This is a genomic window from Rhizobium sp. PK7-22 (genome assembly GCF_056530405.1).
This window is the reverse complement of sequence record NZ_CP096514.1, coordinates 1,580,560-1,595,806: the sequence shown is the minus strand read 5'-3', so window position 1 is coordinate 1,595,806 and position 15,247 is coordinate 1,580,560. Positions and strand designations below refer to the sequence as shown.

The following is a 15,247-nucleotide window of genomic DNA, read 5'->3' as shown; positions in this document are numbered from 1 at the left end:
GCAATCTCCCGTCCGGGCACAATAAGAAGAACCTCACGAAGGGCAACAAGATAAGCGCACTCATTCGAAGTCGAGCAGCAGGGCGCGATGGTCGGAGACTTCCGGCTCCGCGACGACGTCGAAGCGACGCACCGCAACTCCGTCACTCACCAGAAGGTAGTCGGCATAGCGACCGGCCTTCTCATACCAGGAGGTTCTGGTGTCGGTGAATCCGCCGGCGGTGACCAGATCCGTCAGTCCCATCGCGCTCAGGATCTCGAATGTCCGGCTGTCGGGCAGCACGTTGAAATCACCGCAGACAATCAGTCCGTCGTCCGGCTGCCGTACCTGAGCGATCACCCTTGCCAGGGCATGCGCCTGCGCGATGCGGGCAGGCGTGTCCCGCTTTCCCGACAGTTCCCTGAGGCCGTGCATCTGCGCGACCGTGAAGAAACGGCGGCTCTCGGCGCTGTAGATGCGAAGGCAGTGGGCATTGCGCGAGCGGGGATGCGGACCCCAGCCATCCGGCGAATAGTCTCCGTGCACGAAGGAGAGGGCCTGGCCGACGACCGGGTGATTGCTGCGGACAAAGGTTGCCAGTCCGAACTGCGAGGGCAGCGCATCGTCGCCATCGAAGAGTTCACCGCGGGCCACAGGGGCAAAGAAGGCATCGTGATCCGGCAGGGCGGCCCGCAGGTCGGCAAAGAGATCGGCCCGCTGCGGCAGTTCCAGCGAGCCGTCGCGGTAGAGGAGCCAGCCGTCGGTGCGCCCGGTGGTGCGGGTAACCTCCTGCAGGCAGAGCACGTCGGGGTCGGCCTGGCGCAGATAGTCCATCAAGGGCGCGTGGAGGCGGCCGCCCCAGGCATTCAGGGAGATGATGCGCAGCGCCATGATTCAACCCCTCCCCCGTCGATGCCCGCCGGCGTCTTCGTGCCGCACCGGGCGGTCCGGCTAGCGCTTCTTGAACGGCGCCATGCCGAGCCTGGCAAGTTCGTCGGCCCGTTCATTTTCCGGATGGCCTGCGTGGCCCTTCACCCAGTGCCATTTGACCTTGTGACGCTGGTTGGCCGTATCGAGCGCCTGCCAGAGCTCACCGTTCTTCACCGGCTTCTTGTCGGCGGTCTTCCAGCCGTTCTTCTTCCAGCCGAAGATCCACTTCGAGATGCCGTCCATCACGTATTTGCTGTCGGTGTGGAGATCGACCTCGCAGGCGTCCTTCAGCGCGTCCAGCGCCGAGATGGCGGCCAAAAGCTCCATGCGGTTGTTCGTCGTAGCGGCCTCGCCGCCGAAGAGTTCCTTCTGCACCTCGCCATAGCGAAGGATAGCGCCCCAGCCGCCGGGGCCAGGATTTCCGGAGCAGGCGCCGTCGGTGTAGATGTCCACGTGCTTCATGATGCGATCTCCGGTGCGAGGCCATATTCAACGCTGGAGGCGATGGCACGGTGGAAGCGCAGCTTCTTCAGGTACTCCAGCGGATCCTTCTTGACCACCAGCGCACCGGCGGGCGTCGTCAGCCAGTCGTAGAGGCGGGTCAGGAAGAAGCGAAGCGCCGAGCCGCGGGCGAGCACCGCCAGAGCCTCGGTTTCCTCTTTCGAAAGCGGCCGCACTTCGCGGTACCCCTCCAGCAGCGCCATGCCCTTGGTGAGATTGTAGGAGCCGTCCTTCTCGAAGCACCAGGCGTTGAGGCAGATGGCGACGTCATAGGCGTAGAAATCGTTGCAGGCGAAATAGAAGTCGATCAGCCCGGAGAGGTCGTCGCCCAGGAAGAAGACATTGTCGGGAAAGAGGTCGGCATGGATGACGCCGGCCGGCAGGTCGCGCGGCCAATGGGCCTCGAGGAAGGCGAGCTCCTCGGTGATCTCCTCCTGCAGCCCCGGTTCGACCTCATCGGCGCGCTCGGCTGACTTTTCCCACAGGCTTTTCCAACCCTCGAGCGACAGGGCGTTCGGGCGCTTCAGCTGGAACCCGTCGCCGGCGACATGCATGGCGGCCAGGGCCCTGCCCACCTCGCGGCAATGGCGTGCTTCCGGCTTGCGCAGCCACATGCCTTCCAGGAAGGTGATGATGGCGGCGGGGCGGCCAGAGAGTTCGCCCAGCAGTTCACCGTCGCTGCGTGGCAGAGGCAGCGGACAGGACAGCCCGTGGGCCGCCAGATGCTGCATCAGTCCCAGGAAGAACGGCAGGTCCGCCTTCTCCACCCGCTTTTCGTAAAGCGTCAGGATCAGCGGGTCGCGCGTCGTATGCAGCAGGAAATTGGAGTTTTCGACGCCTTCGGCGATGCCCTTGTAGGAGGTCAGTTCGCCGACGTCATAGGGGCTGAGAAATGCCTTCAGGTCGTCTTCGGTGATGTCGGTGTAAACGGCCACGTCGGGTTCTCGCAAATCAAGAGGCACGGGTGCGGCGGCGTGTTGCAAGGCGCCTTCGCAGGAATCAGCGCGTGTTCTACCTTATCGGAGGCCGACCCGTCACCCGTTGACGAAGGCCATGTCTTCGCGGGTGAGCGGCACGCTGCGCAGCTCCCTGTTGACGAGAAAGTTCTCCGTCTCCTCGGCGGTGATCGCAAGCTCCACCGTCACGGCATAGCGGGAACGGAAGGCCTCGATGATCTCCTCGACGATCACCTCGGGCGCGGAAGCGCCGGCGGAGATGCCGAGCGTACCGATCGCACCCATCTGGTCCCAATCGAGCTCGGAGGCGCGCTGCACCAGCATCGAGCGGGTTGCCCCGGCCCGCAACGCCACCTCGACCAGCCGCTTGGAGTTGGAGGAATTGGGAGCGCCGACGACGATGAAGAGATCGCAGCCGGGCGCGGCTTCCTTGACGGCATCCTGGCGGTTGGTGGTGGCATAGCAGATCGAATCGGCCGCCGGGGCCTGCAGCAGGGGGAAGCGCTCCTGCAGCTTCGCTATCACGCCTGCCGTATCGTCGACGGAGAGCGTCGTCTGGGTCACGAAGCCGAGGTTGGCGGCATCGGCCGGCACGTAGACTTCCGCGTCCTCGATTGTCTCGACCAGCGAGACCGTGCCCTCCGGCAGTTGGCCCATTGTGCCGATGACCTCCGGGTGTCCGGCATGGCCGATCAGGATCACATGGCGGCCGAGGCGCTGGTGGCGCATCGCCTGCTTGTGAACCTTGGACACCAGCGGGCATGTGGCATCCAGATAGAAGAGGTTGCGGGCCTGGGCATCCGCGGGGACAGACTTCGGCACGCCGTGGGCGGAAAAGACGACCGGCTGCTGGCGGTGCTCCGCCGGGATCTCGTCAAGTTCCTCGACGAAGACGGCGCCCTTGGCCCCCAACCCCTCGACCACATAGCGGTTGTGGACGATCTCGTGGCGGACGTAGACGGGCGCGCCATAGGCCTTGAGCGCCAGGACGACGATCTGGATGGCCCGGTCGACGCCGGCGCAGAAGCCGCGCGGGCCGCAGAGGCGGATCGTCAGGGGCGGCTTTTCGACAGGCTGATCGACGTGGATATTCATTCCGTTCCGCTGCTCGATGGTTTGCAGATATGGTTCATATAGGCGAGCGCGTCCGCGGTCGCCAAGGAAAACTTTCGTCAGTCGGCATCATCCGGTCTGCGCCGGCGCAGGCCGACGGCAATCACGACCACCACCAGCGCACCGGCCAGCCCGTACCAGGTGACGGCATACTGCAGGTGGTTGTTGGTCAGCGCGAACTGCGTGACCCCACCCTGCGGCAGGCCGCCGGGGACGGTCTGGGAGGCGTCGACATCCATGAAGAAGGGAAGCACGAGGTCAGCATCCACCCCCGTAGTGGATGTCATCGCCGACAGGTCCTTCCAGTAGAAGATGTTCTTTGCCGGATCGTTGTCGGGAACGATGGCGGACGGCTTATCCAGAAGCTCGCCGCGGGCATAACCGGTAACGGTGACTTCGCCTGAGATCTGCCCTTGCCGCCGCAGCGCCGGGTCCTTCAGGTCATAGGGCACGAAGCCACGGTTGACGAAGAGAACCGCGCCGTCCTCCAGCGTCATGGGGGTATAGACGTAGAAGCCGGGCTGGCCGTTGTGGGTGGCGAAGAAATGCCGTTCGTCCGCATGGTCGAAGGTGCCGCTGACGCGCATGGTGCGATATTCGATGTCCTCGCCGCGCGAGAGCATGGCGGCAATCTCTTCGGCCCCGATCGGCGGTGCATCGCGCCGTGCGGCCATGTCGGAGAGCAATTGCTCCTTCCACTGCAGCCGCTGGACCTGCCAGGTGCCGAGCGTCAGCAGCACCGCCAGAACCGCCAGCACCAGAACGCCGGTGATCGCCATCCTGGCGCGTCCGCCGCCGTATTTGCGCGGGGTGTCCGTCATCTGTCGCGTGCCCTGTGTCATGCAAATCCCTCGAAAGCAGAAGGGCGGCTTTCGCCGCCCTCCCCCTTGAACTTGGTGATCGTGATCGCCCGGATCAATGGGCGAGCGGTGCGCCCCAGCCACCCCAGATGTAGATGGAGAAGAAGAGGAACAGCCAGACGACGTCGACGAAGTGCCAGTACCAGGCCGCAGCTTCGAAACCGAAGTGCTTGGTCGGGGTGAAACCGCCGCGCATGGCACGGATCAGGCACACCAGCAGGAAGATCGTGCCGACGAAGACGTGGAAGCCATGGAAGCCCGTGGCCATGAAGAAGGTGGCGCCGTAGATCGAGTTGGAGAAGGCGAACGGCGCGGTTGCATACTCGTAGACCTGCACGAAGGAGAACAGCAGGCCGAGCGCAACGGTGAGGGCAAGGCCACTGACGAGGCCCTTGCGGTCGTTGTGCAGCAGGGCGTGGTGGGCCCAGGTCACGCAGGTGCCCGACAGCAGCAGGATGACCGTGTTGTAGAGCGGCAGGTGCCAGGGATCGAGAACCTCGATGCCGGCCGGCGGCCACTGTCCGCCCAGGAACTCCGTCCGAGTCGCCTGGATGGCCTCATTGGCGTAGAGGCTGGCGTCGAAGAAGGCCCAGAACCACGCCACGAAGAACATCACCTCCGAGGCGATGAACATGATCATGCCGTAGCGCAGGTGCAGCGAGACGACGCGGGTGTGGGCGCCTTCACGGCCTTCCTTGATGGTGTCGCTCCACCAGCCGACCATCGTGTAGAGAATGATCGCCAGGCCGATGTAGAACAGCCACGGCGAAGCCCAGTTGACGCCGAGCATCTCGAACGAGCCACCATTCAGGTAGCGCATGTAGCCGACACCGCCGAACGTGAGGACGAAGGCACCGATGGACGCCAGAAGCGGCCACGGGCTCGGATCGATGATGTGGTAGTCGTGATTTTTCTGATGCGCTTCGGCCATGTCAGAATCCCCAGGTCCATGCTTCTCTGTCGGCGAACCGGCAGAACCTCTCAAAGTTGCCCATTGGCTGACTTACCCTTTTCCTGAACTGCTGCAACCGGCTTTGCGGGTTGCGCAGGGTAGAAAGTGTAAGACAACGTGATCGTCTTGATGTTTTTCGTCTCTTCGGCCTTGGCGATCTCCGGATCAATGAAGAAAACCACCGGCATTTCCAGCGTCTCGCCGGGCTGAAGCGTCGTCTCGGTGAAGCAGAAGCACTGCACCTTGTTGAAATAGGCCCCGGCTTCCATCGGCGTCACGTTGAAGACGGCCGTCCCGGTGCTTGGCTGGCTGGAGCGGTTCGTGGCGGTGAAATTAACCTGAACCGTCTCGCCGATCTTCGGCACGATGCCCTTCGCTGCCTTGAATTCCCAATTCAGCCCGTTCGACGTGTTGGCGTCGAAGGTGACCGGCATGGTCTGCTCGAGGATGGTGTCGGAAAACTGTTCCGTGCGCTGCGTCGTGCCGTTGTAGCCGGTGACCTGACAGAACAGCTGGTAGAGCGGAACGGCCGCATAGGCCATGCCAACCATGCCGCCGACGAAGACCAAGCACAGGGCCATGATGGCACCGTTGCCGAGGCGCTTGCTTTGCTGAGGCTTCGAAGCAGGGTTCATCGTCATGTTCTCAGTTCCCCAGCCCGCCGACCTTGACGAGCGTGATGACGTAGAAAAGCAGGACCAGACCGGCCAGCACGAGTCCGAGGGCGACATTGCGATTGCGGCGGGACTTCTTCTGCTTCTCGGTGACTTTGACAGTTTCGATCACAGCAGACCTCCTGCGAGGTTGAAGAGCCCGGCTGCGAAGTAGTCCACCAGCAGCGCCGAGAAGATCGCAAACAGGTAGAAGACGGAATAGGCGAACATCTTCTTGGCGGCTACCATCTTCTCATCGCCGTCCGGCATCCGCCAGACGGCGATGGAACAGTAGATGAAGATGGCACTGAGCACGGCGGCAAAGATGCCATAGCCGATCCCCGCAAGGCCGGTGAAATACGGGCCGACGGCGACTGCCGCTGTCAGCACGGTGTAGACGACCATCTGGGTCTTGGTGGACCGCTCGCCTGCGACGTTGGGCATCATCGGAATGCCGACGGAGCCATAGTCGCGCATCTTGAACAGCGCCAGCGCCCAGAAGTGGGCCGGCGTCCACAGGAAGATGATCAGGAAGAGGAGGATGCTGTCGAGCGTCACCCCACCGGTAACGCAGGCATAGCCGAGCATTGGCGGGAAGGCGCCAGAAGCGCCGCCGATCACGATGTTCTGCGGCGTCGAACGCTTCAGCCACATGGTGTAGACGACGGCATAGAAGAAGATCGTGAAGGCGAGAAGTGCGGCGGCGAACCAGTTGACCGCCAGGCCGAGGATGATGACGGAGAAGACGGAGAGCGTCACGCCGAAGGCCAGCGCCTCGCGCGGCTCGATCCGGCCCGTCGGAATGGGGCGCTTGGCCGTGCGCGACATGATCGCGTCGATATCGGCGTCGTACCACATGTTGAGCGCACCGGACGCGCCGGCGCCGACGGCGATGCAGAGAATGGAAATCAGGCCGAGAACCGGGTTGATCTCACCCGGCGCAAGGATCATGCCGACGAAGGCCGTGAAGACCACGAGCGACATGACGCGGGGCTTCAGGAGCTCGAAGAAATCGCGAGCGCCGGCTTCCGACAGGTGAAAACCACCGTCCAGAGCTGCTGCGTCGTGATTGTCTATTACCGTCATCATGCTGTCCTGTCTGGTTTTCAGGGCACCGCTGGTGCGGTGCCCTGTCTGTTTTGATCAGCGGATCTTCGGAAGCTGTTCCCACTGGTGGAACGGCGGCGGCGAAGAGAGCTGCCATTCGAGCGTGCTGGCACCCTCGCCCCAGGGATTATCACCGGCGACGCGCTTCTTCGCGAAGGCATCCCAGATCGAATACAGGAAGATCAGGACGCCAACGAAGGACAGGTAGGAGCCGATAGAGGAGACGTAGTTCCAGCCGGCATAGGCATCCGGATAGTCGATGTAGCGGCGCGGCATGCCGGCCAGACCCAGGAAGTGCTGCGGGAAGAACACGAGGTTCACGCCCACGAACATTACCCAGAAGTGCAGGTTGCCGAGCGTCTCGCTGTACATGTAGCCGCTCATCTTCGGGAACCAGTAGTACCAGCCGGCGAAGATCGCGAAGACTGCACCGAGCGACAGAACGTAGTGGAAGTGGGCCACGACGTAATAGGTGTCATGCAGCGAGCGGTCCAGGCCGGCGTTGGCGAGCTGGACGCCCGTGACGCCGCCGACGGTGAACAGGAAGATGAACCCGATCGCCCAGATCATCGGCGTGCGGAAGCTCAAGGAACCACCCCACATCGTTGCGATCCAGGAGAAGATCTTGATGCCGGTCGGAACCGCGATCACCATGGTGGCGAACACGAAGTAGCGCTGCGCGTCGAGCGACAGGCCGACCGTGTACATGTGGTGGGCCCAGACGATGAAACCGACCGCACCGATCGCGACCATGGCATAGGCCATGCCCAGGTAACCGAAGACCGGCTTCTTGGAGAAGGTCGAGATGATATGGCTGATGATGCCGAAACCGGGCAGGATCAGGATGTAGACTTCCGGGTGGCCGAAGAACCAGAACAGGTGCTGGTAGAGGATCGGGTCACCGCCGCCTTCGGGCGAGAAGAAGGTCGTGCCGAAGTTGCGGTCGGTCAGCAGCATGGTGATCGCACCGGCCAGAACCGGCAGCGACAGCAGCAGCAGGAAGGCGGTGACGAGCACGGACCAGCCAAAGAGCGGCATCTTGTGCAGCGTCATGCCGGGGGCGCGCATGTTGAGGATGGTGGTGATGAAGTTGATGGCGCCGAGGATCGACGATGCACCGGAGACGTGCAGCGCAAAGATCGCCAGATCGACCGCGGGCCCCGGATGACCGGCCGACGACAGCGGCGGATACATCGTCCAGCCGCCGCCTGCGCCATAGGCACCGGCCGGGCCTTCCACGAAGAGCGAGAGCAGGAGCAGCAGGAAGGCGGGCGGCAGCAGCCAGAACGAGATGTTGTTCAGGCGCGGGAAGGCCATGTCCGGAGCACCGATCATGATCGGGATCATCCAGTTGGCGAAACCACCGATGAGCGCCGGCATGACCATGAAGAAGATCATCACCAGGGCGTGCGCCGTGGTGAAGACGTTGTACATGTGCTTGCCGCCATCGATGGCAGCATCGCCCTCGAAGCCGTAGACCATCGCAGCAAGGCCGTGGAAGATCTGGATGCCTGGCTCCTGCAGCTCCATGCGCATGACGACGGACATCAGTCCGCCGATGATGCCTGCCATGATCGCGAAGATCAGGTAGAGGGTGCCGATATCCTTGTGGTTGGTCGAGAACAGCCAGCGGTTGACGAAACTGGGCTTGTGGTCGTGGTGTCCATGCGCGTGTGCATCGCCGTGCGAGGCATCGCGAGGATGAGCATGATCGTCGTGAGCGGTTGGTCCAGCCATTGTCCTCACTCCTCGTTAGTTGTTTTCGGTCGCCGCGACGCGGACGCCAGCTTCAGCCGGCTGACCGGCCGACGCCATGAGCGCACGGTTGGCACCGGTGAGGTCCTCCTGCGCAGCCGCCGCCCAGACAGCATACTGCTCGTCGGAGACAACGCGGATGGCGATCGGCATGAAGGCATGGTCCTTGCCGCAAAGCTCGGAGCACTGCCCGTAGTAGAGGCCTTCTCTTTCGGCCCTGAACCAGGTCTCGTTCAAGCGGCCAGGCACGGCGTCGATCTTCAGACCGAAGGCGGGCATGGCGAAGGCGTGGATGACGTCGGTCGGCGCAGCGGTCACGAGAAGCCGGACGGTCTTGTTGACCGGAACGACCATTTCGTTGTCGACGGCCAGCAGGCGCGGATAGGCCGCCACGTCTTCCTTGCCGATCTCGGCACGGTCGGCGTCCTGCAACAGGTAGGAGTCAAACGCCAGCGGCTGCTCTCCACCCTCGTACTCGTAGTTCCAGAGCCACTGGGTCGCAGTCGCCTTGACGGTCAGGTCCGGGTTGGTCGGCATCGTCAGCTGGGCGTTCAACAGGTTGAACGACGGAATCGCGATGAAGAAGAGCACGAGCACCGGGCCGATGGTCCAGAAGATCTCGATGAGGGTGTTGTGGCTTGTCCGCGACGGCACCGGATTGGCGCTGGCGCGGAACTTCATCGCCACCACGACCAGCAGGATGAGCACCAGGAAGGTGATCGGGACAATGAACCACAGGGTGTAGTTATTGAACCACTTGATTTCGGCCATCATCGATGTCGCCGGCACCTGCAGGTCGACCTGCCACGGTGTCGGCTGATCGGCAAAACCGGCAGAAGCAAAGAGCAGACAGATGAGCGCCGTCATCACCGCAAGAGCTCTGTTCATCACAACTATTCTCCTCAGGCGTTTGATCTCAGTCAAATCGAAACGCAGAATCCAGGCTATGTGGTCTGCTTCAATCACAGTTTGCCGGTTGCCGCAATATCTTGCGGGAAAACCCCATGCGGCATTTTTGCGCTCCGTCAAATGCCGGTGCTGAAACGTGTTTTAGCGCCTTTTGACCTCCCGCGGCAACGGCGCAGATGCAGCCGGGTCCCATTTTCGCCTCACTCCATTGGAATGAGGGCGGGGCTTTTCATTTCGGGCCGCGAACGCCATGAATAGCGCACCGATTCGCCATCTAGGGGGTTCCATGGGTCGTTCTTCGATCATCGCCGCTTGTCTCGCGGCTGCCGTTGCCGGCTCGTCGCTCCCCGCAAGGGCCCAGCAGCCTGCTGCGCCGGTTCCGCAGGCGCCGAGCCAAGGACGAGTGCCGCAGCCGGCGTCGCCGCAACAGCCGGGAACCGTTCGGGAAAACCACGGCGCCTGGTCGATCATCTGCGACCGCCCCGCCGGTGCCGCCACCGAGCAGTGCGCGCTGATGCAGAACGTCATTGCCGAGGACCGACCGGAAGTCGGACTTTCGGTGGTCATCCTGAAGACCGCCGACCGCAAGGCGAAAATCCTGCGCATCCTCGCGCCTCTCGGCGTGCTGCTCAAGGACGGCATGGAACTCTTCGTCGACAACAACAACATCGGCCGCGCCTATTTCACCCGCTGCTTCTCCGAGGGCTGCTACGTGGAGGTGGAGATCGACGATGAGCTGATGCGCATCCTGCGGGCCGGGAAGAACGCCGTCTTCGCACTGCGCGAATCGGTGGACCAGGACCGCGTCGGCATTCCGATCGAACTCAACGGCTTTGCCGCCGGCTACGACGCTCTGCCCTGACCTTGCTTCGGCCTGCCGCCGGACCTACATCGGTCAAAACGCTTCCGCACATACAAAGGGGAGCGAAGGAGCCCAAGCATGACCAACGATCTTCTCAACCTGTTCGACTGCGACGAGGCGCGCCTGCGACGGATCCTGGCGGAGACGCTGAACGGCGCCGATGACGGCGAGCTGTTCGTCGAGCATGCACAGGCGGAATCGCTGACCTTCGACAACGGCCGGCTGAAGGGCGGAAGCTTCAACACCGATCAAGGCTTTGGCCTGCGTGCGGTGGCCGGAGAAGCGGTCGGTTATGCCCACTCGGGTGAGCTTTCGGCCGCAGCGCTCGATCGTGCGGCTGACGCCGTGCGCGCCGTGACCGCTGGCCATTCCGGCTCCTATGCAGCCGCGCCACAGCGCACCAACAAGAAATACTATGGGGACGAGAACCCAATCGGCCAGCCGAGCTTCGAAGAGAAGGTCAAGCTGCTGACGGAGATCGACGCGTATTTGCGCGGCAAGGACCCGAAGGTCCGGCAGGTGACGGCGACGGCAGCGGCGAGCTGGCAGGTCGTCGACATCCTGCGGGCGGACGGCCACCGCGTCCAAGACATCCGCCCCATGACGCGCGTCAACATCTCGGTCGTGGTCGGTGATGGCGACCGGCAGGAGTCCGGATCCTTCGGCACCGGCGGCCGCATGGGCTTTGGCGATTTCGTCGCCTCCGGCAACTGGCAGACGGGCGCCGACGAGGCGCTGCGCCAGGCGCTCGTCAATCTCGACGCCATCGATGCGCCGGCCGGCACCATGGATGTGGTGCTCGGCAACGGTTGGCCGGGCGTGATGCTGCACGAGGCCGTCGGCCACGGGCTCGAGGGCGACTTCAACCGCAAGAAGACTTCGGCCTTTGCCGGGCTGTTGGGCGAAATGGTCGCGTCGCCGAACGTCACGGTCGTCGATGACGGCACGATGGACAACCGGCGCGGCTCGATCACCGTCGACGACGAGGGGACGCCGTCCGCCTACAACGTGCTGATCGACAAGGGCAAGCTCGTCGGATACATGCAGGACCGCCAGAACGCCCGGCTGATGGGCATGGCGCCGACCGGCAACGGTCGCCGACAGGGCTATTCGCATGTGCCGATGCCACGGATGACAAATACCTACATGCTCTCGGGCGACAATACACCGGAAGAGATCATCGCCTCGGTGAAGAAGGGCATCTATGCGGTTTCCTTCGGCGGCGGCCAGGTGGACATCACCTCCGGCAAGTTCGTCTTCGGCTGCACGGAAGCCTACATGATCGAGGACGGCAAGATCGGTCCGGCGATCAAGGGCGCGATGCTGATCGGCAACGGCCCGGACGCCATGCAACGGGTTTCCATGGTCGGCAACGACACCCAGCTCGATACCGGCATCGGCAATTGCGGCAAGGGCGGCCAGTGGGTTCCGGTCGGCGTCGGCCAGCCGCACCTGCGGATGGACCAGGTGACCGTCGGCGGCACCCGGACCTAGGGACGCCGTCGTGGCAGAAAACGCGCTCGTGCCTGAACTCGCCGTCAGCGATTGGAGGGCGAGCCGCGCCTTTTACACCGGTCTCATCGGCTTTGAGGTTCTCTACGAGCGCCCGGAGGAAGGGTTCAGTTACCTGACGCTCGGCGCGGCACAGCTGATGATCGACCAGATCGGCCTCGGGCGCACCTTCGACATCGCGGATGCTCCCTTGCAAAAACCCTTCGGGCGGGGCCTCAACCTGCAGATCCGCGTGACCGATGCATCCCGAATCCTGGCGCGTCTAGCAACGGAAGGCATCCCGCTCTACCTGCCGCTTGAGGAAAAATGGTACCGCCGCGACGATCACGAGGTGGGCAACCGCCAGTTCGTCGTCGCCGATCCGGACGGCTATCTGCTGAGGCTTTTCGAGGATCTAGGAGCGCGCGCCCTTTCCGGGGCCGGGCAGTGAGGTGCCATCTGTCCGCTGGCACGGCTTCGAAGTTAGCAGATTGACAGCCGGCGGGGGCGCAAGCGAGATGCGTCTCGCCCACCCGCAGAGCCCGCACCATGTCCGTCTTCGACCATCTCGCCGTTCAGATCGCTGACCTGTTGATTGCCCATCCGGTGCAGCAGATCGCGCTTCTCTTTGCGACTGCTCTGATTGCCGGCATGGCGCGCGGCTTCTCCGGCTTCGGTGGCGCCCTGATCTTCGTGCCGATCGCCAGCGCGCTTGCCGGCCCGAGGGTTGCCACGCCGCTGCTGCTGTTGATCGACGGGGTGATGACGCTCGGCATGCTTCCGGATGCCCTGAAGCGGGCCGATCGCCGCGAAGTGGCGACGGTGCTGATCGGCGCCCTGGTCGGCGTGCCTGCGGGGACGGCGCTTCTGGCGCTGGCGCCACCGCTTGCGCTGCGCTGGGCAATCTCGTTGATCGTGCTGGGACTGCTCGTCTTCCTGATCAGCGGCTGGCGCTACACGGGACGACCGAAGCTGCCGCTCAGCATTGCAACGGGAACGGTCGCCGGCCTGTTCGGCGGCATTTCCCAGCTTTCCGGGCCGCCCGTGGTTGCCTACTGGCTAGGGGGAGCAATTCCAAGGGCCACCGTGCGCGCCAATCTCGTGACCTATTTCGCGCTCGCCTCCGTTATCTCGGCAATCTTCTATGTCAGCGCCGGACTGCTGACGTCGGCAAGCCTGCTGCTGGCTTCAGCCGTTGGGCCCGGCTACGGGATCGGCCTTCTGGTGGGTTCCAGCCTCTTCGGTCTCGCGGACGAGGCGACCTTCCGGCGCATCTGCTACACGCTGATCGGCGCAGCCGCCCTGATCAGCCTGCCGCTGGTGGACAATCTGCTGCCTTAGGACCACCGGCGACCCGTCAATTGCGGCGTTTAGCAAACTTTAAGGCTGCACCCATACCTTTGCTCTCAGGAGGTACGGGTCGTGAAGCTCATCGATATGCAGCACAGGGTGAAAGGCGTCTGGCGCAGGGGCGGGAAACGCAACCTGATAGCCGGTGCACTCAATGCCGCCTATTTCGTCAGTCGCGCCGGATTGATGCAGCAGGCCCGGGGCCGCGGCGCGATCTTCACGCTGCACCACGTGCGCCCGCTGCAGCAGCCCTGGTTCGAGCCGAACGCGCATCTGGAAGTGACGCCGGAGTTCCTGGATGCGGCCATCTGCAGGCTGCGCGCGGACGGCTACGACTTCGTGCAGCTCGACGAAGTTCCGGCACGACTGCAATCCTCCAATACGAGGCCCTTTGCCGCCTTCACGCTGGACGACGGCTACTACGACAACGCGCAGCACGCCCTGCCCGTCTTCGAACGGCACTGCGTGCCCTTCACCATCTTCATCACCCGGGGATTTTCCGAGCGCACGCATTCGCTCTGGTGGGAAACGCTGGAAGAGATCCTTCCCCGGCGCGACAGCCTGGAGTTCGACTTCGGCAAGGGGCCGGAGACGATCGACCTTTCGACATCCGTGCGCGTCCAGGACTGTTTCAAGAGGTTCGTCCGATACGTCTGGGAGAACGACGAAGCGGACGCAGTCCGCCACATCGATGCCCTGGCGCGCCGGAACGGCATCGATCCGCTGGCACTGACCGCACGGCTGGTGATGGGGCCGGACGACCTGAAGAAGCTGCTCGACCATCCGCTCGCCTGCCTCGGCGCCCATACGATCAGCCATCGGGCCATCAGCCGCCTGTCTCCGGAAGATGCCCGCGAGGAACTGCGCCAGTCCGCCAACTGGCTGGAGCATCTGTCCGGGAAACGTCCGGCGACCTTCGCCTTTCCCTACGGGACCCGCCAGGCGGTGTCGGCGCGCGACATCGACATCGCCAGGGAGCTCGGCTTTTCCGTCGCCGTCCTGACCCAGCCAGGAACGCTTGGCGCGCAATCCATGGATAACCTGACAGGCCTGCCGCGGATTTCCCTGAACGGATATTTCCAGCGCCCGAAGTATGTATCCGCACTGGCGTCAGGTATCCCGTTCCTGGCTACCCGCCGCTAGACCATTTCGACGCGATTTCGTCTGCGAAAGCGGCTCCCGCCTTCGCTGGCTCAAGATCAGGGGTACATCCTGACCTTTTCCCACGCACCCTCGGGAGAAGGGCGCCGGAACTCCATGCGGTCGTGAAGGCGAAACGCGCCATCCTGCCAGAACTCGATCGACAGCGGCTTGATACGGAAACCCGACCAGTGGGACGGCCGGGGGATCTCGCCGATGGCGTAACGGGCGGTGTATTCCGCCACGGCCTTCTCCAGCGCGAAGCGTCCTTCCAGCGGGCGGGACTGCTTGGAGGCCCAGGCGCCGATCCGGCTGCCGCGCGGACGCGTCGCGTAATAGGCGTCCGCCTCTGCGTCGGTCACCACCTCGACCTCGCCGCGCAGACGCACCTGCCGACGCAGCGATTTCCAGTGAAAGCACATCGCCGCCTTCTTCTGGCCGAGGATTTCGGTACCCTTCTGGCTTTCAAAGTTCGTGTAGAAGACGAAACCGGCCTGATCATAGCCCTTGAGGAGCACCATACGGACGTTCGGAAGGCCGTCTGCATCCACTGTGGCTAGAGCGACGGCGGACGGATCGTTCAGTTCCGACCCCTCGGCGTCCTTGAGCCAACGGCCAAACAGGGCAAAAGGCTCGCTCTCCTCGGTAAAGTCACCGGTTGTTAACCCGCTTTCAGACATATTGACTTA

At 63.4% G+C, this 15,247-nt stretch carries 17 protein-coding genes; 5 read left to right on the top strand and 12 right to left on the bottom strand.

Going from position 1 to position 15,247, the window contains the following annotated elements; all coding sequences use genetic code 11:
• Positions 1-60: 60 nt before the first annotated feature.
• From M1E10_RS12370 to coxB, 11 genes are all read right to left on the bottom strand, one after another.
• Positions 61-870, bottom strand: a complete 810-nt coding sequence (locus M1E10_RS12370; RefSeq protein WP_499176714.1) for an endonuclease/exonuclease/phosphatase family protein — start codon at positions 868-870, stop codon at positions 61-63.
• A 60-nt stretch (positions 871-930) separates the two neighbouring features.
• Positions 931-1,371, bottom strand: coding sequence for a ribonuclease H family protein (gene rnhA, locus M1E10_RS12365; RefSeq protein WP_499176713.1), 441 nt, complete (start codon positions 1,369-1,371; stop codon positions 931-933).
• Positions 1,368-2,345: a homoserine kinase gene (locus M1E10_RS12360; RefSeq protein WP_499176712.1), complete on the bottom strand. Its 978-nt coding sequence runs from the start codon at positions 2,343-2,345 to the stop codon at positions 1,368-1,370. The genes rnhA and M1E10_RS12360 overlap by 4 nt, the downstream gene beginning before the upstream one ends.
• Before the next feature lie 99 nt (positions 2,346-2,444).
• Entirely contained in the window at positions 2,445-3,461 is a 1,017-nt protein-coding gene (gene ispH, locus M1E10_RS12355) for a 4-hydroxy-3-methylbut-2-enyl diphosphate reductase (protein ID WP_499176711.1), read from the bottom strand.
• Positions 3,462-3,538: 77 nt separating this feature from the next.
• Positions 3,539-4,300: an SURF1 family protein gene (locus M1E10_RS12350; protein WP_499176710.1), complete on the bottom strand. Its 762-nt coding sequence runs from the start codon at positions 4,298-4,300 to the stop codon at positions 3,539-3,541.
• Between the two features lie 94 nt (positions 4,301-4,394).
• On the bottom strand, positions 4,395-5,270 hold the full coding sequence (locus tag M1E10_RS12345) for a cytochrome c oxidase subunit 3 (RefSeq protein ID WP_499176709.1): 876 nt from the start codon (positions 5,268-5,270) through the stop codon (positions 4,395-4,397).
• A 50-nt stretch (positions 5,271-5,320) separates the two neighbouring features.
• Entirely contained in the window at positions 5,321-5,932 is a 612-nt protein-coding gene (locus M1E10_RS12340; protein WP_499176708.1) for a cytochrome c oxidase assembly protein, read from the bottom strand.
• A gap of 4 nt (positions 5,933-5,936) precedes the next feature.
• Positions 5,937-6,074 carry a cytochrome c oxidase system small membrane protein gene (locus tag M1E10_RS12335; protein ID WP_029617119.1) on the bottom strand — a complete coding sequence of 46 codons (138 nt, stop codon included), beginning with the start codon at positions 6,072-6,074 and terminating at the stop codon, positions 5,937-5,939.
• Complete coding sequence (gene cyoE, locus M1E10_RS12330) at positions 6,074-7,030, bottom strand: protoheme IX farnesyltransferase (RefSeq protein ID WP_499176706.1); 957 nt, start codon at positions 7,028-7,030, stop codon at positions 6,074-6,076. The genes M1E10_RS12335 and cyoE overlap by 1 nt, the downstream gene beginning before the upstream one ends.
• 57 nt (positions 7,031-7,087) lie before the next feature.
• The gene (ctaD, locus tag M1E10_RS12325; RefSeq protein WP_499176705.1) at positions 7,088-8,788 is read right to left on the bottom strand and encodes a cytochrome c oxidase subunit I; all 1,701 of its coding nucleotides are present in this window, start codon (positions 8,786-8,788) and stop codon (positions 7,088-7,090) included.
• 15 nt (positions 8,789-8,803) lie between these two features.
• Positions 8,804-9,694, bottom strand: a complete 891-nt coding sequence (gene coxB / locus M1E10_RS12320; RefSeq protein ID WP_499176704.1) for a cytochrome c oxidase subunit II — start codon at positions 9,692-9,694, stop codon at positions 8,804-8,806.
• 307 nt (positions 9,695-10,001) lie between these two features.
• On the opposite strand from coxB, the gene M1E10_RS12315 reads away from it, so the two are divergent.
• The 5 genes from M1E10_RS12315 to M1E10_RS12295 all read left to right on the top strand — a co-directional run bounded on the left by M1E10_RS12315 (position 10,002) and on the right by M1E10_RS12295 (position 14,561).
• The gene (locus M1E10_RS12315; RefSeq protein WP_499176703.1) at positions 10,002-10,577 is read left to right on the top strand and encodes an invasion associated locus B family protein; all 576 of its coding nucleotides are present in this window, start codon (positions 10,002-10,004) and stop codon (positions 10,575-10,577) included.
• A 78-nt stretch (positions 10,578-10,655) separates the two neighbouring features.
• Positions 10,656-12,071: a metalloprotease PmbA/TldD family protein gene (tldD, locus tag M1E10_RS12310; RefSeq protein WP_499176702.1), complete on the top strand. Its 1,416-nt coding sequence runs from the start codon at positions 10,656-10,658 to the stop codon at positions 12,069-12,071.
• A gap of 10 nt (positions 12,072-12,081) precedes the next feature.
• A complete protein-coding gene (locus M1E10_RS12305) occupies positions 12,082-12,519 on the top strand; it encodes a bleomycin resistance protein (protein WP_499176701.1) in 438 nt (145 codons plus the stop codon).
• 98 nt (positions 12,520-12,617) lie between these two features.
• Positions 12,618-13,409 (top strand): TSUP family transporter, encoded by a 792-nt coding sequence (locus tag M1E10_RS12300; protein WP_499176700.1) that lies wholly within the window; start codon positions 12,618-12,620, stop codon positions 13,407-13,409.
• A gap of 108 nt (positions 13,410-13,517) precedes the next feature.
• Positions 13,518-14,561, top strand: a complete 1,044-nt coding sequence (locus M1E10_RS12295) for a polysaccharide deacetylase family protein (RefSeq protein WP_499177162.1) — start codon at positions 13,518-13,520, stop codon at positions 14,559-14,561.
• Positions 14,562-14,617: 56 nt separating this feature from the next.
• On the opposite strand, the gene pdxH is transcribed toward M1E10_RS12295, so the two are convergent.
• Positions 14,618-15,238, bottom strand: a complete 621-nt coding sequence (pdxH, locus tag M1E10_RS12290; protein WP_499176699.1) for a pyridoxal 5'-phosphate synthase — start codon at positions 15,236-15,238, stop codon at positions 14,618-14,620.
• Positions 15,239-15,247: the final 9 nt, after the last annotated feature.